A 17,223-nucleotide genomic window follows, 5' to 3' on the forward strand; every position below is an offset into this window, starting at 1 on the left:
GCTCCCATTCAGAGCCGCTTCCCTGTGCTCAGCGCCAATGATCTCAACTGCGGAAACATCATTCCTGTTCATCTCATTTCCCCAAGGTATAGCCGAATAGGCGGGCTGGACTGTGCCCGCAGCGAACATGTCTGCACACGCGCTAGCCAAGATCCTATGCTGCACATGACAACGCCATGTGAACCGGATATCAACAACTGTTCACATCGCCCACGCCCGTTCAAAGAGCCGATTCCATCCGAATCAAACCTCGCACCTGAGCCACAGGCATCACCAAGCCACACCACACGGAGCCCCCGATGCCGCGCATGTTTCGCCGCTGGACACCGGAATTCGCAGATACCGAAACCGAGCGCGTCTATCGCGATGCCAGCCTGCCGGACCTCACCCGCACCGCCCGCATTGCCTTGTGGCTCGGCAGCACTGCGGGGCAGGTGTTTGTCATCAACGATTTCCGGCTACTTGGGTTTGGCGCGCTGCTGGTTGCGTTGGTAGGCGTCCGCCTATTGGTCGCGGCTTATGGTTTTGCGCTGCTCTTCGCCACACGGGGCGGCCGGCAGCTGCCCACGCTGACCGGGCATATGTTTGTCTGGACGATCGGTCTATGGATCATCAACAACCTTGCAGCGGCATCGCGGCCGGCGGGGTTTATGGCGTCCGGGGTGGTGCTGTTGACGCTGGTGTTTGCCGGCTTCCTGTTCATTCCGATGCGCTATGGGCAGCGCGTGTTTTGCGGCGCGGTAGGGATGGCTAGCAATGTGCTGATTCTGTTGGCGCTCGGGCGGCTGGCGGCGGCAGATGTTCTGCCGCTGGTGCTGGTGTTTACCGTGGCGTTGTTGGTCGGCTGTGCCACAGCTTTCCTGCTGGAACGGCAGCGACGGGTGGAATTCAGTTGCCTGCAGGCAGTGGCCGCCGCGAATCAGCGTCTTGCGGCGGAGATCAGCGAACGCGAGCGGTTGGCGGCCGTGCTGGAGGAGAGCGAGCGGAATCTGGCGCGGCTGTTCGAGATTGCGCCGATTCCCTTGTCGCTGTCGGATTCGGCCAGCGGGCGCATCGTGCGAGTGAATCCGGCTTGGCGCGATCTGTTGCGCGTGCCGACGGCGGAGCTGGACCAGCTCAATGCGACCGATTTCTACGCTGATCCCGCCGAGCGGGAGCGCTTGCTGGCGCTCTTGCAACGCGACGGGCTTGTCGACGGCATGGAGCTGCGCTGTTGCGTTCACGATGGAGCGGATTTGTGGCTAGCCGTGTCCGCGCGCTCGATTACCTGGCATGGCCGCCCTAGCCTCTTGGCGTGCTCGTATGACCTTTCCGCTCGCAAGGAAGAAGAGCGTGCCCTGCGGCTTGCCAAGCAGGTGGCGGAAGGGGCGAATGAGGCCAAGTCGCGCTTTCTGGCGGTCATCAGCCATGAATTGCGGACGCCGATGAATGGGGTGTTGGGGCTGCTGCAATTGCTGGAGACAAGTCAGCTGGACGCGACCCAGCGCGGACATATCGAAACGGCGCAGACGTCGGCAGAAACGTTGATTGCCTTGCTCGACCAGATCCTCGATTACGTCCAGCTGGAAGGCGAGGCCGCGCCACACGAACCAGTCGTGTTCGAGTTGCATTCGCTGCTGGCCAGCACCGTGGATTTGTTGCGCCCTCGGGCTGAGGCGAAAGGGTTGACCTTGGCGCTCGACGTCGCAGGCCCCTGCCCGCTCGCCTTGCGCGGCGACGCCAATCGCCTGCGCCAGGTGCTCTACAACCTGATCAGCAACGCCACCAAGTTCACTGATTCCGGTGCCGTGACGGTGTCCGTTGCCGCGCTGCCATTGCAGGACGAGCGGGTCGAGGTGCAGATCGCCGTCCGCGATACCGGCATCGGCATCGCACCGGGGATGCAGGAGCGGATTTTCGAGGAGTTTATCCAAGCCGATGCCAGCATCGCCCGCCGCTTTGGCGGCACCGGTTTGGGGCTCGCGATCTGTCGCAAGATCGTGCGCAGAATGGGGGGTGAAATTGGCGTGGAAAGTGCGCCGAGCCGGGGCAGCACATTTCGTTGCCGGATTTCATTCGAGCGCGGCGTAGAGGCACAGGCACATGCCATGCAGCCGGTTGCAGCGTGGCGCTCGCTCAAGGTGCTGGTTGTCGAAGACGAGCCAATCAACCGGGTGGTGATTGCCGGATTGTTGAGCCAGCTGGGGCATGAGGCGATCGTTGTTGAGGGGGCCGTACAGGCAATCAATCAGGCAGCGAATACGGCTTTCGATGCGGTATTGATGGATTTGCACTTGCCTGGGATGGACGGGATCGAAGCGGTGCGGGGCATCCGGGCGTTGGGCCACCCTCAACGCGCCGCAGTGCCGATCGTTGCGCTCACAGCGGATGTCACGCTGGAGAGTCAGCGCCGTTGTGAGGCCGCGGGGATTCGTGTGGTGGTGGCGAAACCGATCCTGCGTTCTGCACTGGCTGCAGCACTCGGCTCAGTGGGCGGGTCTGGCATGGACGTGGTTGCTAGCGAGCCAGCGGCCACCGATCTGTCGCTCAACGGCATCGACGCAAAAGAAGGCAGCGATTTGCTCGACCATGCTTATCTAGCCCAACAGGCAGAGGCACTCGGTGCAATGAGGTTGCTACCGCTGATTCGCTTGTTCCATCAAACCTCCCGCCAGACGCTGGCCGAGCTTTCCGCAGCGGCTTTGGCTGATGATCGCCGCACAGTGAGTGAACTCGCGCACCGGCTACGCACCGCATGCGGCGCGCTGGGCTTGGCGCGGTTGCATGGCCTGGCAACGGTGATCGAAAAAGCGGCGGGCTCGAAGACGACCGATCTCGTCACGGCTGTTGCAGAACTTGGTTCGATTCGCACGGCGTCGTTGCGGGCATTGATTGCAGCTGTGCGGGTGGCGATGGTGCAGCGTGAGCGCTTTGAGCAAACGTCAGCCGTAACGTAGCAAGGTAACCCGGACGGCGCGGACGGCCGGGGAGCGACATGTGAAAGAACCTCGGCTGGCAAAGCCGTCCGGGCTACGTACGGAAACCTTGTAGGAGCGAGATTGCTCGCGATTGCACCGATTGAATTTACCGTAGCCATCGCGAGCAAGCTCGCTCCTACAAAAACGCATTGGCTCATCGATGGTCTTTCAGGCCGTTGCAGGCTGAATTAATCCGTAGCCCGGACGGCTTGCCCGGCCGGGAGGCAACGCGTGAAAGAACCCCGGCCGGCAAGCCGTTCGGGCTACGTTCCCCTAACGACTCCCCTCAACTTCGACCCCCAAGCGATAACCAATCCCGCCTACCGTCACGACCAGCTCGCTCTTGTCGCCGCCATCAGCCAGCTTGCGGCGAAGTCGGCCAATGAGCGTATCGACGGTTCGCTCCCCAGCCTCTTCCTCACGATGGCTCACTGCTTCAACAAGATATGAGCGCGCAACCGGCATGCCGCGTGCCTGAACGAGCACGGCAAGCAAGTCGAACTCGCCCCGCGTGAGCCGCACCTGTATCCCTGCCTCGGTAACCAGTTCGCGCCGCATCAGATCGATCACATGGTTACCGAAACGCAGAACCGTATTGCGGCGTTCGGTATCGCGGTCGAGTTGCCGCCGCCGCAGCAGCGCCCGCGTGCGCGCCAGTAATTCCCGCAGGTTGACGGGCTTGGTCACGTAGTCGTCGCCGGCCAATTCCAGGCCGAGAATCCGGTCGAGTTCGCCATCACGGCTGGTGACAAAAACAATGCCTGCCGCGCTGGTGTTGCGGATGTCCTGGGCGAGCGTCACACCGTTCTCGTCCGGCAGTTGCACATCGATGAAGATGACATCGGCGGGCTGACGCCGGAGCGCCTTGCGGCATGCTTCGGCGGTGCCCGCTTCGGTGACCTCGAACCCTTCTTGCGAGAAATACTGCGCTAGCGCGGCTCGCATGACGGGTTCGTCTTCGACGACCAACAAGCGGGGGCGGTGCGGGATTGGGGAGGATGCTCGCGGCGGTGTCATTCGATGCGGTCAGCTGGGCGCGGTATGCACACGTCATTGGTGCATTGCGCAAAATAGCACACGATGTCTGCTTGTCACTGATTGGGATAATGGGCAGGCATCGGGGCAAAAAAATAGCTGGCTCGCGCCAGCTATTTCTCATGTCTGACAACCCGGTCGGGCTGCCCTATTGCCCCGCACGCAATGCCAGATGCATTTCATCCTGCTTGAGCTGCACATCGAAGCGCGAAATCACGTTCATGCCCATCAGGACTTCGTCGCCCAGATTGGGGACGACGATGGCGCGCACCTGTGTCAGCGTGTAGCCGCCGAACTGCAGTTGTGGGATGCGCGTCTCGAACCCTTCGACCGGGCCGTTGGCGGTGATCGAGGTGACTTTTTCGCCGACCGGCAACGACAGGGCCGAGGCGAGCGAAACATCGATGGTGACGGTGGTGGCACCGGTATCCATCAGGAAGACCACGTCCCGGTCGCCGGCCGGCCCACCAATGCGGCCCTTGATACGGAAATGCCCATCATGCGCGCGTTGCAGTACCAGCGCCCGCTGCCCGTCTTGAGCGGTCAGGGTTGCGGCCGGCACGCGCTGGCGTTCCATCACCAGTCGCGCACCCAGAAAGACGATGCCGATCACGCACAGCCACAACACGATCACGAGCGGGGTGGAGCGGATCAGCCCGCCTGCAGCACGGGTCATACGGTCAGCGTTTCCAGCTGCTCACAGAGCTCCAGCCATTCACCTTCCAACGCTTCGATCTCGGCTTTGAGCACCGCTTCTCGCGCCAGAATGGTCTGCAATTCCGTTTTGCGCTCAATCTCGTAGAGCGCAGCGTCTTGCAGTTGGGCGGTCAGCTCGGCGTGTTCGGCCTGTTTGGGTGGCAAGGTTTTTTCGACTTTGGCGAGCTGCTTTTCCAGCGGTTTGCGCGCAACGGCCAGCTTTTGGCGGGCTTCGGCTTCTTCGCGTTTTTGCGCCTTGCGGTCGCCCTGTGCATCGGATGAACGCAATACAGTTGCTTCGCTGGAGCGTTTTTCCTGGCTGTAGCGGCTGTAGTCGTCCAGATCGCCATCGAATGGCCGCACGCGACCGGCTTCGATCAGCCAGAAGTCGTCCACCGTAGCACGCAGCAAGTGTCGATCATGGGAAACCAGAATGATCGCGCCATCAAAATCGGTCAGCGCCCGCGTCAGCGCCTGGCGCATTTCGATGTCCAGATGGTTGGTCGGCTCATCGAGCAGCAGCAGGTTCGGCCGTTGCCAGATCAGCAGCGCCAATGCCAAGCGGGCCTTTTCACCACCGGAGAACGGCCGCACCGGGCTGGTGGCCATTTCACCGTGGAAGTCGAACCCGCCGAGGTAATTGCGATGCTCTTGCTCGCGCGTTTGCGGGTCGAGTTTTTGCAGATGCCACAGCGGCGATTCATCCAGCCGCAAATGCTCCAGCTGGTGCTGGGCGAAGTAGCCGATCTTCAGCCCTTTGCCTTCGACGCGGGAGCCGGAGATCAGATGCAGATCAGCGCATAGCGTCTTGATCAGCGTGGATTTACCCGCGCCATTCACGCCCAACAGACCGATGCGGGCCTGCTTTTCCAGGCTCAGGTTCAGGTCTTGCAGCAGCGGTTTGTCGACGCTGTAGCCGGTGCTGGCGTTTTCCAGTCGCAGCAAGGGGCTGGGGCTGGATTCGGGCTCGCGGAAGCTGAAGGTAAAGGGCGAATCGACGTGGGCGGCGGAGATGACTTCCATCCGCTCCAGCGCCTTCACGCGGCTTTGCGCCTGCTTGGCCTTGCTGGCCTTGGCCTTGAAGCGGGTGATGAAGGATTCGAGGTGGGCAATTTCGCGCTGTTGCTTGTCGAACGCCTGCTGCTGTTGCGACAGCTTTTCGGCACGCTGGGATTCGAAATCGCCATAGTTGCCGGTGTAAATCTCCAGCTTGCCTTGGTCGACATGCAGGATGCTGCCGATGACGGCGTCGAGGAAGTCCCGATCATGCGAGATGATCAGCAACATGCCTTGGTAGCTCTTGAGCCAGGTTTCCAGCCAGACGACCGTTTCCAGATCCAGGTGGTTGGTCGGTTCATCGAGCAGCAGCAGGTCGGAACGGCACATCAGCGCTTGGGCGAGGTTGAGCCGCATGCGCCAGCCGCCGGAAAAGCTCGATACCGGCTGCGTCATTTCTTCGGTGGAAAAGCCCAGGCCGGACAACAATTTGGCAGCGCGGGCGGGGGCGGAATAGCCGTCGATGGCTTCGAGCTTGGCGAGCAACTCGCCATGCTGCAGGCCGTCGTCGGCGACGGCGGCCAGCTCGGCGGTGACGGTGCGCAATTCGGCATCGCCATCGAGTACGTAATCCAGCGCGGAGACCGATAACGCCGGGGTTTCCTGCGCCACGTGGCCGATGACGATGCGTGGTGGCAGTTCGAGATCGCCGGCATCGGCATGCAGCTCGCCGCGCAAGAGTGAAAAGAAGGAGGATTTGCCGGCACCGTTGGCACCGACGACGCCAACTTTCTGGCCGGAATGCAGTGTGAGATCAGCGCGATCCAGCAGAACCTTGAGACCGCGCCGTAATGTGAGGGATTTGAGTCTGATCATCCGGGCATTTTAACAGGGCAGGCCGGGAATCCGATCAGCTTGATCATCGTAGCCCGGACGGCTTTGCCGGCCGGGATGTTTGGAACGGGCAAGCAACCCCGGCCGGCAAAGCCGTCCGGGCTACATTGGCATAAGGGTGGTTAGTGACTCAGATGCGCCCGCAACTGACCCAAGGCCTGCTCGGTCACGCCAAACGCGCCGCTCAAACGACGCAAGCGGCCGTTATCCAGATGCTTGATCAGTTCTTCGCGCGTGAAGCCCAAGCCGTTCTCGCCCCCCCGGTTGGTAAGCAGATAACGGGTCTTTTGCGGGCTGATCCATGACAGGCGATGGCGGCGGAATTCGCCGTCGTCGCCCTGCCATTCCAGCCATTCGCCACGCGTGGGCAAGCCATCGTCGTCTTCAGCCGGTCGTGCGTCGGTGACGACCGAGGTCACGACCGGGATCGTCATGTCCTCGTTGTCTTCGGCGGCGGTAATCGCATCGCGAATCGCCTTCGGCGGTTCGACAGGAATGGCTGGCGGCGGCGTAAAGGCCGGGGTGGTATCGACAGCCGGGCCGATCTTCATGCCATTGCGGATCGCACCGGCATGCAATTGCACCAGCTCGGCAAAGAACGATTGCGCCGATGGCTTATCCATACCAGCCGCTTGTGCGCCCTCTTCCAGCGCCTTGAGCATGGCCGGCAATTCGTTCACCAGCCGCAGCCGCTCTTCCGCGCCGCGCTTGGGCTGGATGCTCCACAGCAGCATATCCATCGCGGCGACGCGCTTGGCGAAGACCGGTTCGGCCTCGCCGGCCGGGCCGTAGGCCGCGACCAAGGCGATCTGCCAGCGCTGCTGGATGAAATCGTTGACGACAGGGGCAGACAGCGCACCCGCCGCGAATTGGGTAGAGAGACGGGACTGGATCAACGCCGAGGCCGTTGCAGCGGCCAGCTCCTGTACTTCGCGTTCAAGCAGCGCTTGCGCTTCGGACGTGATCTTCTGCTCGGCGCGTTTGCCTTCGTGTTCGGCAAAACGCTCCAACTCTTGCAAGGCGGTTTCGAACACGCTGATATCGTCAGCGTAATGGGTCGACACCCAGGCAATGATGTCGTTGTATTTGTTGAAGGTCGGGTCGTCGGTGGTTGGTTCGTCTTCCCAAGCCAGACAAGCGTCGGCCAGAAAGTCGATCAACACCCGTGCCGGGTGGCTCTTGTTGCCGAAGAAGCCGGCATCGAGCAAGGCGCACTTGAGCACCGGGATTTGCAGCCGTGCCAGCAGGCCCTTGGCGGCGATGGTCAGGCGGTCGTCTTCGAACAGGCGGTCGAACAGCATCGCCACCAGTTCGAGCGTCATCGTATCGACACGATTGAGCTCGCCGGCCCAACGCGATGCGCGCAGCAGGGTCAGCAGGTTTTCCGGGCCTGCGCCGGCAGCGCGGTTTTGCGGTGTGGGGGGGTCTTGCTGGAGTTGGTCGAGGACGTTGAACCAGACCGGACGCACCAGGCGTTGCGGCTCGGCGGTCGCTTGCGTCAATTGCTCCAGAAAGCCGGCGAGCGCGGTTTGATCCACGCTCAGGTAATGCTGGTTGCCACCGCCCGGCACGCCGCCGCCCATGGGGAAGCCGCTGGTGGGCATGCCGCCGGGATAGCCGGCATTGGCAAATTGCTCGGCGAACTGAGGGCTGCCGAATTGAGGGCCACCTTGCTGACCGCCCGGCATGCCGCTGTATTGAGGGCCGCCGTATTGACCCGCATCGCCACCGCCATAGCTAGCCTGCCCGGCCACACCCTGCTCGCCACCTTGCTGCGGCGATGCTGGCGCATTCGGTGCGCTGGCCGGACGCGAAGAAGGCCGCCGCTGCACGCCGCGAGCCACTGGCTGAATGTTCTGCTGGATCAGGTATTGATTGATGTGCTGATAAACCGAGGCTACCTGTTCGGAGAGCTCGGTTTCCAATGTACGCAAGGCCACAAGGCGGGCGCCCAGGCCGCTTTCGAGTTGCTGGAATGCACCGAGAAACGCCTCGCAAATCGCCTTTGGGCTGAGCGGATTGTTTTCGCTCTCACTCGCTTGCGATGAGGGCATCAACGTCGCCAACCGTTGTTCGAGCTGCGACAGGGTATCGCCACCGCGTTGCGTCAGTGCGCTGGCGACGTTGGAGACGGTGAGGTTTTCTTCGTATTCGTCGTTGGCAACCAGCGACAACTTGTCGGCTTCGACCGCCGCCTTGAACTGCGCTTTGGCAACGCTCGGGTCGTTGCCGTTTTGCACCCGCTCGTTGAAGGCATTCAGAAATTGTTCGCGAAACGCGTTGATGATTTCTTCTTTGCGGGTCTTGGCTTCGATGCGGGCCTGGAAGTAGCTGTCGCGTAGGTCTTTTTCGACCGATGACTCTGCGAGCTTGAAGTAGGTTTCTTCAAGTTGTGTGAAAAAACCGTCGAGCGATTCGGTCAGGAGGCGCAAGGCGAGGTCGCGACAAGCCAGCAGCGTCGGTGACGGCTGCTTGGCTTTGGGGGTATGGCGCACGGATTGCATTGCGTGCCTCGCGGCTGGGGGTCGGGTCAGTAACGCATATTAGTACATCGTAATATGCAAATTCAATACCTTTGGTCGGGTTCGTAAGGTCGGCTAACTTTTTGATTGTCTATACAAAAACAAACCTGCCTCCTCATCCTTCCCGGCCGATCTTACACACCGTTCTTAGGGCAAGGAAGAACTGGATGTGCGGGGAATTCGCAAGTGGAAACGGCGCTTGGCGGGGTATAGATTCATAGCAGCCTGTCATAACGAGGATGTATGCATGACCGTTACCCCGTTGTTAGCGTTACAGCCCTTTGAAGCTTCGTTGCCTGCCAACGCCACCAGCCTGTTCCGTCAATACTACGCTGATCTGCCCGACGAAGATTTCGCCGTGCGCGATACGCAGGACTGGGCTGGCGCGGCACTGTCGCACTGGCGACTGGCCACCCATCGCAAGCCTGCTTCCTGGTTGTTGCGCGTTTACAACCCGACCCTGCCGGAGCATGGCTGGCAGACCAGCCACACGGTGGTCGAGCTGGTGGTTGCCGATATGCCCTTCCTGGTCGACACGGTGGGCATGGCACTGGGCAGACTGGGGTACAGCGTGCACATGCTCATCCACCCGGTGATGCAGGTGGTGCGGGACGACGACGGACAACTGCAGACCCTCGGCGAGCAGCAGCAAGCCGAATCCTGGATGCACTTCGAGATTGACCGCGCCACCAGCCCGGCCGCGCTGGATGCAGTGCACAAGGAAATCGACCGCGCGCTGGAAGCCCTCACCCGTGCGGTATCGGACTGGCCCGCCATGAGCGACCGCGTCAGCCGCGCCTTGACCGATCTGCGTGGCTCGCTGCCCCCCGTATCCGCAGACGAAATCGACGAAACGGTCTCCTTTCTTGACTGGCTGCAAGCCGGTCATTTTATTTTCCTGGGCTGCCGCGACTATCGCTTCGGCAAGAACGGCAAGACGCTGGATGTCGTGCCAGAGTCCGGTTTGGGGCTGCTGCGCGATGCCGCCAAGGGCACCTCGCATACCTTCGCCAGCCTGCCGGACGATTTGCGCGCCCTGGCCTACACCCCGGAACACCTGTTGATCCTCACCAAGGCCGATACCCGGTCGATCATCCATCGGCCGGTGTATCTCGATATGGTCAGCCTGAAGCAGATTGACGCCAACGGCGCGGTAACCGGCGAGCTGCGCATCCTTGGCCTTTACACCGCCGCCGCCGACGCCACACCGCCACGGCAGGTGCCGATCCTGCGCCGCAAGATCGATCAGGCGCTGCAACTGGCGGGGGCCAACCTCGCCGGCCATCGCGGCAAGGCGTTGCTGCACGTGCTGGATACCTACCCGCGTGAAGAACTGATTGAAATCGACGTGGCCGAGCTGGCCCGCATCGCCAGCGGCATCGTCGGCCTGCACGAACGCAACCGCGTGCGCATCTTCTTCCGCGAAGACCTGTATCGCCGCTATATCTCGGCCATGCTGTTCGTGCCCCGCGACAACTACACCACCGAAGTGCGCATCAAGGTACAGAAGCTGCTGATCGAGCGCCTTGGCGGGCAAAGCGCCGAATTCAACGTGCTGCTGACCGACTCCCCACTGGCGCGCATCCACTTCATCGTGCGCATTCCGCATGACACCCAGCCGGAGTACGACGCCCAAGCCATCGAAGCTGAAGTCGCCGAAATCGCCCAACGCTGGCAAGACGAGCTCAAGCGCCAATTGCTGCAGCACAACGGCGAGGAAGTCGGCAGCGATCGCTACCAGCGCTACCAGCTCGCCTTCCCGGCCGCTTATTGCGCCGACTTCACCCCTCGTGCCGCCGTCCACGACGTCGATGCGCTGGAAACCGTGCTCGCCGGCAGCGATCTCGCCGCCACGCTCACGCCGGGCAGCGCCACCGATACCCGCTTATGGCGGCTCAAGCTCTACCGCGCCAGCGAAATTGCGCTGTCCGATTGCTTACCCTTGCTGGAAAACCTCGGCGTGCGAGTGCTGGACGAACGTCCCTACGCGCTCCACCCGGCCGATAGCACGGCAGCCTGGATCATCGACATCGGCATTCAGCTGAATGACCAGACCAGCCTGGAAGACCCGGCTGCGCGCAACCGGCTGGTCGATGCCTTTCAGGCCGTGTTCTCCGGCAAGGCCGACAACGATGCCTTCAACAAACTGGTACTCGGTGCCAACCTCGCCTGGCGAGAAGTGCTGTTGTTGCGTGCCTATGCCCGCTTCCTGAAGCAGATCGGCCTGAAATACGCGATTGAAACGTTGGCCGACACGCTGCAACGCTTTCCGGAATACGCCACCAAGCTGGCGCAGCTGTTCCATCTGCGGCTCGACCCGGCCAACCCGCAGGACGAAGCCGCCGATGCGCTCGATGCAGAGCTGGCCGCCTTTGCGGTCGCGCAACCCAATCTGGATGACGAGCGCACGCTCAGCAGCCTGCGTGCTGCCGTAGCCGCCACGGTGCGCAGCAACTACTTCCAGCTGAGTGCGGAGGGCACGCCCAAGTCGTACCTGTCGTTCAAGCTCGTCTCCAGCAAGATTCCCGGCATGCCGCAACCGGCGCCGCTGTTCGAAATCTTCGTCTACAGCACCGAGATGGAAGGCACGCATTTGCGCGGCGGCAAGGTCGCACGCGGCGGTTTGCGCTGGTCGGATCGGCGCGAGGATTTCCGTACCGAAGTACTGGGCCTCGTGAAGGCGCAGATGGTCAAGAACAGCGTGATCGTGCCGGTCGGCTCAAAAGGCGGTTTCATCGTCAAGAATGCCCCAACCGAGCGCGAAGCGTTCCTGGCCAAGGGCGTCGAGTGCTACAAGACGCTCATCCGCGGCATGCTGGATATCACCGACAACCTGCTCGAAGGCAAGGTGGTGCCGCCGGCCAATGTGCGCCGTCGCGATGAAGACGACCCTTATCTGGTCGTTGCCGCCGACAAGGGCACGGCAACGTTCTCCGACATCGCCAACGGCATCGCCCACGACTACGGTTTCTGGCTGGACGACGCCTTCGCCAGCGGCGGCTCGGTCGGTTACGACCACAAGAAGATGGGCATCACCGCCCGCGGCGCATGGGTATCCGTCGAACGCCACTTCAGCGAACTGGGCATCGATGTAGCCAAAGACCCGATCAGCATCGTCGGCATCGGCGATATGTCCGGCGACGTGTTCGGCAACGGCTTGCTGCGCTCGAAGGCAGTCAAGCTGGTGGCGGCTTTCGATCACCGGCATATCTTCATCGACCCGACACCGGATGCTGCTTTGACGTTCAAGGAGCGTGAACGCCTGTTCGCCCTGCCCCGCTCATCGTGGGCCGACTACGACACCAAGCTGATCTCGGAAGGCGGCGGCATCTGGCCGCGCACGGCCAAGACGATTCCGATCTCGACGCAGATGAAGGCTTTGCTTGGCATCGACGACGATCGCCTTGAACCGACCGCGCTACTGCAAGCGATCCTGAAAGCGCCGGTCGACCTGTTGTACAACGGCGGCATCGGCACGTATGTCAAAGCCAGCTCGCAAAGCCATGCCGAGGCCAACGACCGCGCCAACGACGGCTTGCGCATCGATGGTCGCGAGTTGCGCTGCAAGGTGGTTTCCGAGGGCGGCAATCTCGGCTTCACTCAGTTGGGCCGGGTGGAATACGCGCTGGCTGGCGGCCGTATCTATACCGATGCCATCGACAACTCGGCCGGCGTCGATTGCTCGGATCATGAAGTCAACATCAAGATCCTGGTCAACCGCATCGTGGCGGCCGGCGATCTGACCACCAAGCAACGCAATCAACTGCTGGCGCAGATGACCGATGAAGTCGGCCTGTTGGTGCTACGCGACAACCAGTTGCAAACGCTGGCGCTGGCGCTCGAATCGGCCCAGGCCTTGTCGCTGCTACCAGTGCACCAACGCTTCATGCAAAAGCTGGAAGCCGAAGGCAAGCTGTCGCGCCGGCTGGAATATCTGCCGAGCGATAGCCTGCTGCTGGAGCGCGCCCAGAACAAACAGGGCCTCACCCGACCGGAACTGGCGGTACTGCTGGCCTACGCCAAGATCGTGCTGTATCAGGATCTGCTGGCCTCCACCATGCCGGACGATGCGCGTTGGGACGCACTGCTCGCCGACTACTTCCCGAAAGAGCTGTCGGAACGCTTTGCCGCCCGCCTGCCGGAACACCCGCTGCGGCGCGAAATCATCGCCACCGTGCTGACCAACCATGTGATCAACCGGCAAGGCGTGAGCTTTGTGTTCCGCGTATCCGAAGAAACCGAGCACAGCCCGGCCAATGTCGTACGTGGCTGGATGGATGCAGCCCGCCTGCTCGATAGTGAAACACTGGCCTTGCAGGTTGAAGCGGCCAATGCGCCGGCCCAGACCAAGTACGAGTTGCTGCTGGCCCTGCATCGCCATACCGAACGGACAACGCGCTGGGTGCTGCGCCACGCCGACATCATGAACGACGCCGGCTTCGCACCCGTGGTCAGCAGCGAATTCGCCGCGCTGGCCGGCCGGCTGCTGTGCATCGCCGACCCCGGCTCCACGCTCGCCCGCTGGCAAGCCGACGGGGTACCGGACACCTTGGCCAGCGCCGTAGCGGCCCGCGAACTTGCCGGCTCCTTGCTTGATCTGGCGCGTGATCCATCCAACCGCGGCACGGTCGGCGAGCGGATGGCGCTGTATCTCGGTCTGGGTGAAACAGTCGGACTGGATTGGCTCGGCGGCGCGGTCGAGCGGTTGCCGCGCGACAACCGCTGGCAATCGCTGGCCCGGCTGGCCGCGCGGGACGATTTGCTCAATATGCATGCCTCGCTCACCGAGCAGGTGTGGCGCATTTCGCAAGGCGATGCCGAAGCCCGCATTGCCGGCTGGCGCGAAGCCGTGGGCAGCTCGTTCGATCAATGGCAGAAGATGCTGGCCGAGCTGCGCGAGGCGGCACCGGATCTGGCCATGATCTCTGCCGCGCTGCGGGAGTTGCGCGCCAGGCTGATCGCGTAATCTGCATTCCCCGTCGGTAGTCGCTACGATAGGGCTATGAAAACCGTCTTGCTTTGGCTGTGCCTGGCGTGGGCCAGCGGCGTATTTGCCGCTCCCACGCCAACCCCTGCCACTCCCTCCGAACGCCATTGGCTTGCCGAGCACCGGGACATCCGCGTCGGCCTCTATCGCAGCGGCTGGGCACCCTTCGATATGCTCGACAAGGAGGGACAATATCGGGGCATCAGCGCGGATTATCTCAACCTGCTGAGCAAGGCGCTTGGCGTGCATGTCACGCAGGTGATCTACAACAGCTGGGAAGAAGCACTGGCAGCGGCAAGCAGCCACAACGTCGACATCTTGCCCTCCATCGCCCGCACGACGGATCGCCAGCAATCGCTGCTCTTCACCGACCCCTACATCACCAGCTCCAACCTGATCATCACCCGCAAGGAAAACGAAGATATCCATTCGCTTTCGGATTTGGCGAGTCAACGCGTGGCGATCGAACGTGGCTATGCGCTGCAGGATTTGTTGCTGCACCGCGTCCGTGGCGTGATCGTGATTGGCGCTGCCGATGCGCAAGATGCCCTGCACGCGGTCTCGTCCGGCCGGGCCGACGCTTATATCGGCGACATGATCGTGGCCAGTTATCTGGTGCATGACCAGAATCTGATCAATCTCGAATTTCGTGGCGAAACGGGCCTTGCGGCCAGCGAGCTGCGATTTGCCGTGCGGGAAGACTGGCCGGAACTGGTGGGGGCGATGAACCGCGCCATCGGCCACATCACCGATACCCAGCGCTATGAAATCCAGGCGCGCTGGCTGCCGCCATTGACCGAGTTCAACTGGCGCAAGGCGGCGCGTGCCGGCTGGCCATTCGGGTTGGCGTTGCTGTTGGTGATCGTTGTCGTCGTAGTCTGGAATCGGCGCCTGGCGGAGCAGATCATCGAGCGGCGGCGCGCAGAGGCGGCGCTGGTGGATGCATTGGCAGCCGCCGAAGCCGTACGGCAGCAAGTCGAAGACCTGACCAATGCCCTGCCCTTGGTCGTGTTCCAGTACCGCCTGTACGCAGATGGTCACCAGGGCTTCAACTTTGTGGGGGAGAACGTGACCGAGGTCTTCGGCGTCACGCGGGAAGCCATCCTTGCCGATACCGAGCAACGCTGGCGCTATGTGGTGCCGGAAGATGCAGTGCAGACGCGCGCCGAACTCGAAGCGGCGCTGCGTGATCGTCGCGATGTCCGCTTCGAGGCACGTGTACGCCGCAACGATCGTGAACGCTGGATTCTGAGCCAGGCGCGGTGTGAAGCGTTGCCCGGCGACCAGTGGATGTGGAATGGCTTCTGGATGGACGTCACCGAGCAACACGAGCAATCCATGGTGCTGGCCGCAGCCAAGCGCAAAGCCGAGGAAGCCACCAAGGCCAAATCGATGTTCCTGGCCAATATGAGCCATGAAATCCGCACGCCGATGAACGCCGTGATCGGCATGGCGCATCTGGCGCTGCAAACCCGCCTTGCACCCAAGCAGCGCGACTACATCAGCAAGATTCACTATGCCGGCCTGACGCTGCTCGGACTGATCAACGACATTCTGGATTTTTCCAAGATCGAGGCCGGCAAGCTGGATATCGAACGGGTCGACTTTCTGCTCGACGACGTCATCGCCAACGTCATCGCCGTCAGCGCGCATAAGGCCGACGACAAGGGCTTGCACCTCAACGTGCAATTGCAATCCGAACTGCCCCGGCATTTGCGCGGTGATCCGCTGCGACTGGGGCAAGTACTGATCAACCTCGTCAACAATGCCGTCAAATTCACCGAGCAAGGCCGTGTGGATGTGGTGGTGGATTGCGCGGAATGGCTGGGCGCACGCGTGCGGCTGCGCTTTGCGGTTCACGACACCGGCATCGGCATGACATCGGAGCAAATCACCCAGTTGTTCGGCGCCTTCACGCAAGCCGATGGTTCGACCACGCGCAAATACGGCGGCACCGGGCTGGGGCTATCGATCAGCAAGCGACTGGCGGAAATGATGAGCGGCAGCCTGTGGGTCGACAGCACGCCGGGCAAGGGCTCCACATTCGGCTTCACGGCAGTTTTCGAGGTATCCGACCTGCCGGCCTTGGTGGATAGCCAGGATATGCCCGAAAACAGCCGACCCAATTTGGAAGGCTTGCGCGTATTACTGGCCGAGGACAACGAAATCAATCAACAAATCGCCTGCGAGCTACTGGAAAACGTCGGCATACAGGTCATGGCCGCCAACAATGGCCGCGAGGCCGTCGACGCCCTCCTCGCCCGGCCGGATGGATTTGATGCCGTGGTGATGGATATGCAGATGCCGGGGCTCGACGGGCTTTCCGCCACCCGTGAAATCCGCAGCGACCCCCGCTTTGCCGGCCTGCCCATCATCGCCATGACAGCGCACGCCATGGTGGAAGAACGCGAGCGCTGCCTGGAAGCCGGCATGCAAGACCACATTGCCAAACCGGTCGAACCCGAGCATCTGTACGCCACGCTGGCCCGCTGGACCGGCCGGACAGGTCGGGTGTCCGTGCCGGATGCAATCCGGGCAAAAAGCGCGCTGGAGATCACGGGCATCGATACCAACGCCGGCCTGCGCCGCGTAGCAGGCCAAACGCAACTATATCTAAGGCTGCTGCGCGACTTTGCCATCGGGCAGGCGGATGCCGCGGACACCATCGAGCAGCTGCTCGCAGCGGACGACCAGGCGACGGCAGAACGTCACGCTCATACGCTCAAGGGCGTGGCAGGCAATATCGGCGCGAAAGGCATCCAGGCGGCGGCGGCAGAATTGGAACAAGCCATGCGGGAACAGCGCCCAACCGCTCTGTTGCTTGCCGTACTGCGGGCACAGCTGACGGCCTGCGTGGCAGCGATTGCAACGGCGATCGAACCGGCCCAGACCGTCATGGCGCCAGCAGTGGATGTCGATGCAGCACAATTGCACGGCGTGCTGGATGAGTTGATGACGCTGCTGTCCGCTTTTGATGGCACGGCCGCCGATGTATTCGACGCCAACACCGCATTACTACATGCAGCGCTATCGCCCCAACTTTTTGCGGCCCTGAAGCGGGCGATCTCGCGCTACGAATTCGACAAGGCACGCGCTTTGCTGGAATCTCACCGGGACAACTGATCGCATCTTTCAG

Annotated in this window: 7 protein-coding genes; 3 read left to right on the forward strand and 4 right to left on the reverse strand. The window is 62.1% G+C overall.

The window, feature by feature from the left end; genetic code table 11:
• The first annotated feature begins 299 nt into the window (after window positions 1-299).
• On the forward strand, window positions 300-2,936 hold the full coding sequence (locus tag BR41_RS23090) for an ATP-binding protein (RefSeq protein ID WP_051711093.1): 2,637 nt from the start codon (window positions 300-302) through the stop codon (window positions 2,934-2,936).
• A gap of 294 nt (window positions 2,937-3,230) precedes the next feature.
• Here BR41_RS23090 and BR41_RS15575 read toward each other — a convergent pair whose 3' ends face one another.
• From BR41_RS15575 to BR41_RS15590, 4 genes are all read right to left on the reverse strand, one after another.
• Window positions 3,231-3,974 carry a response regulator transcription factor gene (locus tag BR41_RS15575; protein ID WP_051711094.1) on the reverse strand — a complete coding sequence of 248 codons (744 nt, stop codon included), beginning with the start codon at window positions 3,972-3,974 and terminating at the stop codon, window positions 3,231-3,233.
• A 166-nt stretch (window positions 3,975-4,140) separates the two neighbouring features.
• Window positions 4,141-4,668 carry a retropepsin-like aspartic protease family protein gene (locus tag BR41_RS15580; RefSeq protein WP_051711096.1) on the reverse strand — a complete coding sequence of 176 codons (528 nt, stop codon included), beginning with the start codon at window positions 4,666-4,668 and terminating at the stop codon, window positions 4,141-4,143.
• Window positions 4,665-6,560 carry an ATP-binding cassette domain-containing protein gene (locus BR41_RS15585; RefSeq protein ID WP_035058677.1) on the reverse strand — a complete coding sequence of 632 codons (1,896 nt, stop codon included), beginning with the start codon at window positions 6,558-6,560 and terminating at the stop codon, window positions 4,665-4,667. The genes BR41_RS15580 and BR41_RS15585 overlap by 4 nt, the downstream gene beginning before the upstream one ends.
• A 140-nt stretch (window positions 6,561-6,700) precedes the next feature.
• Window positions 6,701-9,082: a DUF1631 family protein gene (locus BR41_RS15590; RefSeq protein ID WP_035058679.1), complete on the reverse strand. Its 2,382-nt coding sequence runs from the start codon at window positions 9,080-9,082 to the stop codon at window positions 6,701-6,703.
• 265 nt (window positions 9,083-9,347) lie between these two features.
• Here BR41_RS15590 and BR41_RS15595 point away from each other — a divergent pair, with 265 nt between their 5' ends.
• Window positions 9,348-14,066 carry an NAD-glutamate dehydrogenase gene (locus tag BR41_RS15595; protein WP_035058684.1) on the forward strand — a complete coding sequence of 1,573 codons (4,719 nt, stop codon included), beginning with the start codon at window positions 9,348-9,350 and terminating at the stop codon, window positions 14,064-14,066.
• A 36-nt stretch (window positions 14,067-14,102) separates the two neighbouring features.
• Window positions 14,103-17,210 carry an ATP-binding protein gene (locus BR41_RS15600; RefSeq protein ID WP_051711099.1) on the forward strand — a complete coding sequence of 1,036 codons (3,108 nt, stop codon included), beginning with the start codon at window positions 14,103-14,105 and terminating at the stop codon, window positions 17,208-17,210.
• Window positions 17,211-17,223: the final 13 nt, after the last annotated feature.

This window comes from Andreprevotia chitinilytica DSM 18519, from assembly GCF_000711875.1.
Taxonomy (GTDB): Bacteria; Pseudomonadota; Gammaproteobacteria; order Burkholderiales; family Chitinibacteraceae; genus Andreprevotia; species Andreprevotia chitinilytica.